11 protein-coding genes and 1 riboswitch are annotated in these 9,913 nt (G+C 67.4%); of the genes, 6 read left to right on the top strand and 5 right to left on the bottom strand.

The genetic code is table 11. The annotated features are described in order from the left end of the window. Positions 1 to 10 precede the first annotated feature (10 nt). The 3 genes from pip (at position 11) to QMK24_RS30125 (ending at position 2,095) form a co-directional block, all read left to right on the top strand. Positions 11 to 976, top strand: a complete 966-nt coding sequence (pip, locus tag QMK24_RS30115) for a prolyl aminopeptidase (protein ID WP_283469986.1) — start codon at positions 11 to 13, stop codon at positions 974 to 976. A 142-nt stretch (positions 977 to 1,118) separates the two neighbouring features. Further along, complete coding sequence (locus tag QMK24_RS30120; RefSeq protein WP_283469987.1) at positions 1,119 to 1,397, top strand: hypothetical protein; 279 nt, start codon at positions 1,119 to 1,121, stop codon at positions 1,395 to 1,397. A 47-nt stretch (positions 1,398 to 1,444) separates the two neighbouring features. Next, positions 1,445 to 2,095: a hypothetical protein gene (locus tag QMK24_RS30125; protein WP_283469989.1), complete on the top strand. Its 651-nt coding sequence runs from the start codon at positions 1,445 to 1,447 to the stop codon at positions 2,093 to 2,095. Between the two features lie 165 nt (positions 2,096 to 2,260). On the opposite strand, the gene QMK24_RS30130 is transcribed toward QMK24_RS30125, so the two are convergent. The 5 genes from QMK24_RS30130 to QMK24_RS30150 form a co-directional block, all read right to left on the bottom strand. Then, positions 2,261 to 3,052: an ABC transporter permease gene (locus QMK24_RS30130; protein WP_283469990.1), complete on the bottom strand. Its 792-nt coding sequence runs from the start codon at positions 3,050 to 3,052 to the stop codon at positions 2,261 to 2,263. Then, complete coding sequence (locus QMK24_RS30135; protein ID WP_283469991.1) at positions 3,049 to 4,050, bottom strand: ATP-binding cassette domain-containing protein; 1,002 nt, start codon at positions 4,048 to 4,050, stop codon at positions 3,049 to 3,051. The genes QMK24_RS30130 and QMK24_RS30135 overlap by 4 nt, the downstream gene beginning before the upstream one ends. A gap of 305 nt (positions 4,051 to 4,355) precedes the next feature. Further along, positions 4,356 to 4,682 (bottom strand): DUF1048 domain-containing protein, encoded by a 327-nt coding sequence (locus QMK24_RS30140; protein WP_283469992.1) that lies wholly within the window; start codon positions 4,680 to 4,682, stop codon positions 4,356 to 4,358. 1 nt (position 4,683) lies between these two features. After that, positions 4,684 to 5,040, bottom strand: coding sequence for a DUF1048 domain-containing protein (locus tag QMK24_RS30145; RefSeq protein WP_283469993.1), 357 nt, complete (start codon positions 5,038 to 5,040; stop codon positions 4,684 to 4,686). Beyond that, positions 5,037 to 5,363 carry a PadR family transcriptional regulator gene (locus QMK24_RS30150; protein ID WP_283469994.1) on the bottom strand — a complete coding sequence of 109 codons (327 nt, stop codon included), beginning with the start codon at positions 5,361 to 5,363 and terminating at the stop codon, positions 5,037 to 5,039. Before QMK24_RS30150 ends, QMK24_RS30145 begins: the two co-directional genes overlap by 4 nt. Positions 5,364 to 5,670: 307 nt before the next feature. Here QMK24_RS30150 and QMK24_RS30155 point away from each other — a divergent pair, with 307 nt between their 5' ends. The 3 genes from QMK24_RS30155 (at position 5,671) to QMK24_RS30165 (ending at position 9,769) form a co-directional block, all read left to right on the top strand. After that, positions 5,671 to 6,213, top strand: a complete 543-nt coding sequence (locus QMK24_RS30155; protein WP_283470000.1) for a hypothetical protein — start codon at positions 5,671 to 5,673, stop codon at positions 6,211 to 6,213. Positions 6,214 to 6,450: 237 nt separating this feature from the next. Further along, positions 6,451 to 8,241, top strand: coding sequence for a serine/threonine-protein kinase (locus QMK24_RS30160; protein ID WP_283469995.1), 1,791 nt, complete (start codon positions 6,451 to 6,453; stop codon positions 8,239 to 8,241). Between the two features lie 130 nt (positions 8,242 to 8,371). Beyond that, positions 8,372 to 8,455, top strand: a riboswitch (ZMP/ZTP riboswitch). Positions 8,456 to 8,464: 9 nt separating this feature from the next. Further along, a complete protein-coding gene (locus tag QMK24_RS30165) occupies positions 8,465 to 9,769 on the top strand; it encodes an IS1634 family transposase (protein WP_283469996.1) in 1,305 nt (434 codons plus the stop codon). Positions 9,770 to 9,913 lie beyond the last annotated feature (144 nt).

Consider the following 9,913-nt stretch of genomic DNA (forward strand, 5'->3'; position numbering starts at 1 on the left):
GGAGACCGTCATGGCCGAGCCGTTCCCGCCCATCGAACCGTACGCGCACGGTCTCCTCGATGTCGCCGACGGAAACGAGGTCTACTGGGAAACGAGCGGCCACCCCGATGGGAAGGCGGCGCTGTGCGTGCACGGCGGCCCCGGCAGCGGGGGGCGCCGCAGCAGTCGCAGGATGTTCGATCCCGAGGTCTACCGGATCGTCCTGTTCGATCAGCGTGGCTGCGGTGAGAGCCGTCCTCATGCCTCCGACCCGGCTGTCAGCCTCGATCACAACACCACAGACCACCTCGTCGCCGACATGGAGCGGATACGCGAGCACCTGGGCATCGAGCGCTGGCTCCTCTACGGCGGCTCCTGGGGCTCGACGTTGATCCTCGCCTACGCTGAGCGCTACCCCGAGCGGGTCTCCGAGATCGTCATCGTCGGCGTCACCATGACCCGGCCGGAGGAGACCAACTGGCTCTACCACGGCGTCGGACGCCTGCTGCCCGGCCCCTGGGAGGCATTCCGCGACGCACTGCCCGAGACAGACCGGGACGGCAATCTCGTGGCCGCCTACAACCGGCTGCTGAACAGCCCAGATGAGGCGGTCCGAGCCAGGGCGGCGCGGGACTGGTGCGCCTGGGAAGACGCCGTCATCGCACACGAGGCGCTCGGCCATCCGGGCCAGTACAGCGACAAGCCTGACGACGCGCTGATGGCCTTCGTCCGGGTCTGCGCGCACTACTTCGCGAACGATGCCTGGCTCGAGGACGGACAACTGCTGCGTGATGCGGACCGGCTGGCTGGGATCCCGGCGGTGCTGATCCACGGCCGACTCGACCTTGGCAGCCCGCTGAAGACCGCGTGGGAGCTGTCCAAAGCGTGGCCAGACGCGGAGCTGAAAGTGATCGACGACTCCGGACACACGGGCAGTCCCGCGATGCAGGACTCGATCCTGGAGGCGATTGCCGCGTTCGGCAAGAGCGGACGGTGACAACTGGCTCCGCACTGCGCTGCGAGCCCCTTGCCCCAGAAGAGAGAGGACGGGAATAGCGCACGGTCGGAATAACCCCCTCCCGCCAGTAATCATGGGCCTGAGCACAGGATGCTGTCCAGATCTGCCGTCCGGGCGCCACGTGATCCACGGGCGAGTCTTCAAGGGGGCCAGCGACCAGGACGGGAACCACAACTCCGACGGCACCCTGCGGGAAATCCCCTGGGTGGCGATCGAGCCGGTCGTCTCCGCCGTCCGCGTCCTGGAGAAGATCGTGCCGGACGGCAGTCTGCTCTTCGACTCCGCCGCCCACACCTTCCAGCACACACGCCCATCCGACGGCACCTCACTGGGCTACGAGGCACTTCGAGCCCGCATCGAGGACTTCGTGACCTGGGCCTCCCAACAGGCCCTCGCCTGAACCGACCGCACGAGACCATCCCCGACGACCGACACGGAGCGATCGGCGTGGCCCGCTTCCGTAGATCCCTCGCCTGGCACATCGCCCGCCGGCCCGGTGGTCTCGTCGCTCTCGCGATCCAGTACGGCCACCTGCGGACCGCAGTCAGTGCCGGCTCCGCATCGCGCAGCCGCGACGGCATCCATGAACTCCTCGATCTTGAGACGGCCCGCGCCACCGCCGACACCCTCACCGCCCTCCACCAAGACCTCGCGGCAGACACCGGGATTTCCGGCCCGGCCGCGCGCCGCGCCATCCAGGCCGCAGCCCAGGCACCGGCCTTCGCCGGCTCCATCCGCACCTCGCGGCAGGCCCGCGACATCCTCGACAACCCCGCTCTGGCCGTCTACGACAACCCGAACTCCCTGCTGATGTGCGTCTACAACCGCGACCGGGCACTGTGTCACCGCGCGGATACCGCTGACAGCCCGAGCCTTCACCGCGACAGAGTCCGCGTACACGGCCAGACCCCGGACCACGAGAAGCGGCTTCGTAGGCAGATCACAAAGCTCAAGGAGCTCCGAGCCGCGGACGCAGTTCAGATCCGGCAACTGGAAGCTGACGTCGAAGCACTCGTCGGAGCGCTCCATCTGTCCCAGTTGGAAATCAACAGGCTGGGCACTCAGCTGGCGAACCCCGACATCCGACTCCTGAGGTAAACGGGAACCGGGACAAGGCCCTGCCATGTCCTCGGGATGGTCCTTGTGGGAGCCGGTGCTCGCCACGGCTCGATCAGCCCCGCCACCAGCCGGGCATACGGGTGCGGATCTGCACGCGGGCAGGGGAGGACGCGTTGCGGGAGGCGGCCAGCGCGGTCGTCTCGGCTACTTCGGGTCGCGGTTGAACTGCGCCGTCGACCAGCGGTAGCCGAGTGCGATCAGGCCGACGCACCAGGCGATCGCGATCCATCCGTTGTTGCCGATCTCGGTGCCGAGGAGGAGGCCGCGGAGGGTTTCGATGGCGGGGGTGAAGGGCTGGTACTCGGCGATCGGCTGGAACCAGCCGGGCATGGTGTCGGCCGGGATGAAGGCACTGGAGATGAGGGGGAGGAGGATCAGCGGCATGGCCATGTTGACGGCCGCCTCGGGGTTCGGGCTGGCCAGGCCCATGCCGACCGCGATCCAGGTCAGCGCCAGGGCGAAGAGCACGATGAGCCCGAATGCTGCCAGCCACTCCAGGACGGTTGCGTCCGTGGAGCGGAAGCCGATGGCCACGCCGACGGCGCCGACGAGGACCACGCTCATGACGGATTGCAGCACGCTGCCGACGACGTGCCCGATGAGTACCGAAGGGCGGTAGACCGCCATGGTGCGGAAGCGGTCGATGAGGCCCTCGGTCATATCCATGGAGACGTACACCGCGGCCCCGATCACGGTGCTGCCGATGGTCATCAGCAGCAGGCCCGGGACGATGTAGGCGATGTAGTCGGAGCGGTCGGCGGCGCCGCCGCCGATGCCCGCGCTCATCACGTCGCCGAAGATGTAGACGAAGAGCAGCAGCATCATGATCGGCGTGAGCAGCAGGTTCAGGGTCCCTGACGGGTAGCGCCGCGCGTGCAGCAGGTTGCGGCGCAGCATCGTGTTCGAGTCGCGTACAGCGAGAGAGAGGGAGCTCATCGGGCGTTCTCCTTGGGCTGGTTGGGGACGTTGGCTGGGCCGGTCAGGGCGAAGAACACGTCGTCGAGGTCGGGGGTATGGACGGTCAGTTCGTCCGCCTCGATGCCGGCGGAGTCGAGCCAGTCGAGAATGGAGCGCAGTTCGCGCTGACTGCCGTCGCTGGGGATGGACAGCGACAGCGCCTCGTCGTCCCGGGTGACCTCGCCCAGGGCGTCAGCGGCGGACTGGTACGTGACCGGGTCGGTGAAGCGGAGCCGGATGTGCCCACCCGGGATGAGCCGCTTGAGCTCCTCGGCGGTGCCCTCGGCGGCGATCTTGCCGTCGTGCAACACAGCGATGAGGTCGGCGAGTTCGTCGGCCTCCTCCAGGTGCTGGGTGGTGAGGAAGACGGTCACGCCGTCGGAGACGAGGCTGCGGATGATGCCCCACATGTTGTGGCGGGAGCGCGGGTCGAGACCTGTCGTCGGCTCGTCGAGGAAGATGATCCGCGGGCTTCCGACCAGCGTCATCGCGAGGTCGAGGCGGCGCTTCATGCCGCCGGAGTAGGTCGAGGCGGGTTTCTTCGCGGCCTCCACCAGGTCGAAGCGGTCGAGGAGTTCGGCGGCGACCCGCCGGCCCTCGCTCTTGGACAGGTGGTGCAGGTCCGCCATGAGGAGCATGTTCTCCTCGCCGGTGATCAGACCGTCGACGGCGGAGAATTGCCCGGTGACACCGATCGCGGCACGGACCGCCTGTGGGTCGACTGCCAGGTCGTGCCCGCCGACGTGCAGGTCGCCGGCGTCGGCGGTGATGAGCGTGGACAGGATCTTCACGGCGGTGGTCTTGCCGGCGCCGTTCGGCCCGAGCAGCGCGAACACAGACCCGGCCGGGATGCGCAGATCGATACCGTCGAGGACGAGCTTTTCGCCGTATGACTTGCGTAGCCCGACGGCGGAGACTGCGGTCGGCGACGGGTGATCGCCACCTTGCCTGGATGTGGGCATGACAGATGAAGGCATGGTGACTTCCTTTCGAAGGCTGAAGACGCAGGGGAAGCTGTTTCGGAACTCGGATCGAGTGGCTGTCCGTGACTGCACGTCAGTCGTGTCGTCCTGGGGAATGGTGTCGAGCGGCCCGCCGCCGGAGACCTGCTCACCGGGGGCATTGGCAGGGCTGAGCCAGGTCTCGTCGGCCGGCTCGACCGCCTCGGTGGACAGGATCTGCGGCGGCTTCTGGCGGCCGGCCGACCCGCGCCTATTCGCGCTGCGCCGAGGCGAACGAACCGCGCGTGCGGGCTACGCCCGCTGACATGAGGCGACGGGTCTTACTTCTCGGCCGCGCCGGGTTCTCCGCTGATGGACTCCTGGTAGACGTCCGCATAGGTGCGTGAGTCCTTGACCAGGTCGTCGCAGAACGCGGCGACGTCCGTGCCGATGAGTTCCAAGACACCCTTACCGGAGGCGACGCCCTCCTCGAAGAAGTCGACGATCCCGGGAAGTAGGGGCCCGTCAGGCAGGTCGACCGGTCCGACTTTGAACAGGTACTTCTGCATCTCCTTGTAGACGATCTGGTAGTCCGGTGGGAGCGCCTTGACCCGAGCCATGTGTGCCCGCCACTGCTTCTTGCCCTCGATGATGTCTTGGATGCCCACGTCAGCCTCCCATCCGGCTCAATTTTCTTGCGACGTTCCTGTTCAACTGCTCGCGCCACCGGTCGCGATAGGTTCGAGCTCCTTCTCCACCGGCCAGCGCCGTGCAAAAGCCTCGGATGTCGTCGCCGAGCACCTCGTGGACGTTCTGCCCGTCCGCCGCTGTTTCTTCGAGCAGCCCCAGGGCGGCGTCGAGGATCGGCATCAGGTTGCGGCCGGTGAAGTCCCCATGAGGAAGGAGGTGGCCCTTGATCTGTTCCCACGCTGCCCGGTAGGCGTCTGGCAGGGCCCCGGCCCGGGCTTCGAACGCCTTCCATTCCCTGGTGAGATCGCTGCCTGTGATCGTCTCCCAGAAGTTCATCTCCCGCCCTCCTTGAGCCTGTCGATGCGTGATGAGACGTACTGCCATTTCGTCCAGAACTTCGCGAGTTCCTCGTGTCCGGCGTCGTTGAGCGCGTAGAACTTGCGCGGCGGACCGACCCCGGATGGTCGTTTCGTCACCTGGACGAGTCCGTTCCTCTCGAGTCGCAGCAAGATGGTGTACACCGTCCCCTCGACGACGTCGGCGAAGCCGAGCTCGTTCAGCTGACGGGTGATGGCGTACCCGTAGGTTTCCTCGCTGCCAATGATTTCGAGCACGCACCCTTCGAGCGTGCCCTTCAGCATCTCCGTCAGGTCGTCCATCGCGAATCCTCCTCAGCCCCTCGGTACTACGTGCTACCGAGTACCACTATACGGTACCACCGAGTAGTGGAGATGTCAGCGATCGGCGAACACGGGCCGGACTCTGCGATCCGCGAAGCGGAGGAAGAGACCCGGCCGCTCGTAGTCCCTTACGTTCCTGCGTGCCCTTCGGGACATCGCTTGGCGCCACCAGGTGCGCGGTCGGCCTCATGATGTCCGGGGCGAATGCCACGCCGCACGCCAAATCTCCACCGGCCGTCTTGCCCTCTGCGGGCTGGGCGCCTTCCACTACCCCAACACGCTGGACTTGACAGAGAACCCCTCGACGACCAGCGCGGTGTGCGCTGTCGTCATCAGCTGGTGGCGGGAGCGCGCGCCCCAGTCCAGGGCCCTCTGCGGACCCTCCAGCGGCGGCATGTCGAACTTTTCGGCCCACTCGGCGGCAGCCTGCTGCTCCACCTTCGGCCTCGGCCTGCCGCTGGAGGATCCCGGCTTCGACGCCTCGGTGCTCAGCGAGTTCCGCACCCGCCTGACCGGGGACGGCCAGGCCGACCGGCTGCTGAGGCTGTTGCTCCGGCACCTGCGCGAGCACCGGCTGCTGGACAAGGGCGGGCGGCAGCGCACCGACGCAACCCATGTCCATGCCGCGGTCCGGCTGCTCAACCGCCTGGAACTGGCGATGGAGACGATGCGGGCAGCCTTGGAGACGCTGGCGATCGCCGCCCCGGTCTGGTTGCTCGAACACGCCCCGGCCGTCTGGTGGGACCGGTATGCCCAGCGCGCGGACGACTACCGGCTACCCCAGCCCGGGTCAGCGCACTTCGCCTCTCACTCACCGCACCGTGAATAGACCAGCAGAGTCTTGATCGTGGACACCTGGAGACCGGGACCTGAGGTGGGGATAGGTGTATCCGTCGCGCATCGTATGGAGCGCCACCTCATCAGTTACGGTGATCTACCGCACAACGTGGAGAGCTGTCCCGACTGTCCCGCGCGTCCTCTCCTTCACCGGGTACATCAACAGTGTCTATTCTCAGCTGAGTTACGCCGATGACCAGGCGAGAAGAACCGGGGGAGTCACGCCATCATGAGCGGTACGAACGGGGACGGACACGACGAGCGGGACGATTACGTCGACGGGGGCATCAAACCCCTCGCGGTGAGCGACCCCGCGCGGATCGGGCCGTATCTGCTGCTCGGGCGGCTCGGTGCCGGTGGCATGGGGCGGGTGTTCCTCGCGCGGTCGGACAGCGGGCGAACCGTCGCGGTGAAGGTCGTGCACGAAGAGCACGTGTCCGACGAGCAGTTCAGGGCGCGGTTCCGGCGGGAGATCGACGCGGCGCGGAGGGTCGGGGAGCAGTACACAGCGCCGGTGCTCGACGCGGGTCCGGGCGACGATCCGCCGTGGGTCGCCACCGGGTACGTTCCCGGGCTCTCGCTCGAACAAGTCGTACGGCGGCACGGGCCGTTGCCGACCGCGTCCCTGCACGCCCTCGTCTTCGGGCTGCTGAAGGCGCTCAAGGACATTCACGACGCCGGGATCGTGCATCGCGACCTGAAGCCGTCCAACGTGATGCTCACCGTGGACGGCACGAAGGTGATCGACTTCGGGATCGCGCGGGCGCTCGAAACATCTGTCGACTCCTTGCTGACCAGTACGGGGATGATCGTCGGCTCTCCCGGGTTCATGTCGCCGGAGCAGGTGCGCGGGCAGCGCGCCGGGGTGAAGAGCGATGTGTTCACCCTCGGGTGCGTGCTGGTGTATGCGGCCACCGGGAAGCTGCCGTTCGGGCAGGGGGCCAGCAATCAGCACGCCGTGATGTTCCAGATCGTCGAGGGCGAGCCCGATCTGATGAGCGTCGAGGACGCCTCGCTGCGGGCGCTCATCGCCCGGTGTCTGATCAAGGACCCCGGCCAACGGCCCAGCGTCGACGAGCTGCTGGACGCTCCCGAGCGGACGCGTCCCCTCATCACGCTCGGCACCTGGCTGCCTGCCACCGTGGTCGCGCACCTCGCGCAGCAGTCCGCACGGCTGCTCGACGCCGAGGCGGCGCCGCTTCGGGAGGAGCCCGTGGACCGGGCGACCGTCGGGCTGCGGTCGCAGACCGGGACTCCCGAAGTCATGCCGGCCGCAGCAGGCGTCACGACGGGGGAGCGCGAACGGCGGCCCCGTCGGCGCAACACGCTCATTGTGCTGCCCATCGTCGCCGTTCTCACCGTCGGCGGCGGCACGGCCGCACTGCTCCATACCTTCGAGAGCGGCGCCGGGGCCGGAGCGGAAGCCAAGTCGCGGGCCAGCAGCGAGAGTGCTACTCCTGCGGGCAGCAACTCAGCGAACACGGCCGGTAGTTCGCCCGCCACAGCACAGGGCGCCACGGTTGGGCGGAACGCCCAGGGGGGCAGCGGGAGTTCGGCGCCGCCAGGTGGTGGCAGCAGCAGTAATCCAGCCGCCGGCGGCAGCGGGTCCGGCGGTGGGTCCGGCCCCTCGGGCTCGGGCGGCGGAGGTTTGTCCGGCTCCGTCGGCTCGACCACCAGGCCGCCCGCCACCACGCCGGCTACGACGCCCGCCGGCTCCCCGCCGCCTGCCATGACGGGCTACAACGTCGCGTACAACAATTCCTGCGTCGGCGCGTGCAACATGCCGCTCACGGTGACCTGGTCGGCGGTCTCCCGAGCGACCCGGTACGACATCCACTACACCAACAAGGGCAGTAATTTCACCACGAAGAACGTCGACACCATCTTGTCCACCGGTGGCACCAAGTACGTGATCAATGGCCCGTACTCCGGTGACGAGATCTGCGTCGCCGTGCGTGCGGCCAACAAGTACGGCGCCTCCGCCTGGGCGCAGACCTGGTGCGGCACGGTGCCCTACTAGATGATCGATTCCAAGGGGTTCAGTGGTCCCTACCTTGTTGATCGGGATATACCCCCCGTCACACCAGCCGCTTGACAAGAAGATTAGGAATCGGCGACATGCGGTGCGTCAGCGCCTGTGTGCCAGAATGCGGATCTCAAGCGACTGGCGGCCCGAAGATGGATCCAACCATCGGGAAGCACACTCGCGGGAGCCGACCGCCTGGGCTCCGCATCTGGAGCACGTGGCCGGAACGGTCGGGGCTCGGGCGATCGCCGAGTTCGGCATCGATGTGTCCCGTTTGCACTGGGACATGACCAGCATGTCCGTCCACGGCGCCTATCCGACCGATGGCCAGGACGAGGATTTCCCGGTCATCGGCTACGGGCATCCCAAGGACCGGCGGGTGGATCTGAAACAGGTCCAGGCCGGGCTCGCGGTGAGCGCCGACGGTGGTATCCCGGTCCATGCCCGGGTCTTCGACGGCTCGGCGGCCGAGGTCGGCCAGGTCGTCGGCGCGATGAAGGACCTGCGCACGATGGGCGGCACCCGCGACTTCCTGATGGTCGCCGACTCCAAGCTGGTGTCCTACTCCAACGTCGCCGCCCTGCTGACGGCCGGGGTTCAGTTCATCGCTCCGGCCCCGGCCGCTCAGGTCAAGGACGAGGTCTATGCCGCCCTCGACCTCACCCGTGCCACGACTGTGGACTGGGTGCCGGGCAGAGACGCGGGCAAGACAGCCGTGCAGCGTGAGAGTTACCGGGTGCTGGAGGACTCCCACACCCTGGAGGGGGCGAGGAAGAGCGATCCCGAGCTCACCGTGCGGCGGATCCTGGTTCACTCCACCGCGAACGCCGCCGGCCAGCAGGCCGCCCGGGACAAGCGGCTGACCAGGGCGGCTGACGATCTCGGCAAGCTCGCCAGAGCGGCCGGCGGACGGCACTACAAGAGCGCCGAGAAGATCGTCGCCCGCCTCGGTGTCATCGCGGCCAAGCGCCGTGTCGCTTCCTGCCTGCGCTTTCACGTCACCGAGGACGAACACGGCGTCCCCGCTCTGGACCGGAACTTCGATGAGGATGTCCTCAATGCCGAGGCCGCGGTCGACGGCTGGTACGCGCTTCTGACCTCGCTGCCCGCCGAACAAGCCGATCCGGGCCAGGTCCTGGTCCACTACAAGGGGCAGAGAGCGGTCGAGCGCCGCTACCACGACCTCAAGGGACCGCTCGCCGTCGCACCGGTCTTCGTGCAGCACAACCGGCGCGTCGCTGCCCTCATCCAGGTCATCTGCCTGGCCCTACTGGTGTTCAGCCTGATCGAGCGGCAGGTCAGACGGGCCCTGGGCCCCGAGCAGACCATGACCGGCCTCTACCCCGATAACCGTCGGGTCCGACCGGCCGGCCGCATGATCTTCTACCACCTCGGCGAACTCACCCTGCGCATCGGCAACATCACCGACCCGCCCACCATCCAGATCACCCGTGGCGTTCAACTCCACCTCCTCAATCTCCTTGACACCGACATCGGACAAAGCCACTGGCCCCAAACTTGAACCGTGACCCTCGAAGTCTGAGTGCGTTGTGGCAAAGGGAGTCCCTGTTCGATGAGCGGGGGCTTCTTCGTGTGCGGGGCATGATCGTGGAGGGGTGGGGGCAGGCAGCGGACGGCTTGTTGTTGATCGAGGAGGGTGCGATGC

Origin of the sequence: Streptomyces sp. PH10-H1 (assembly GCF_030063355.1) — a bacterium.
Lineage (GTDB): Bacteria > Actinomycetota > Actinomycetes > Streptomycetales > Streptomycetaceae > Actinacidiphila.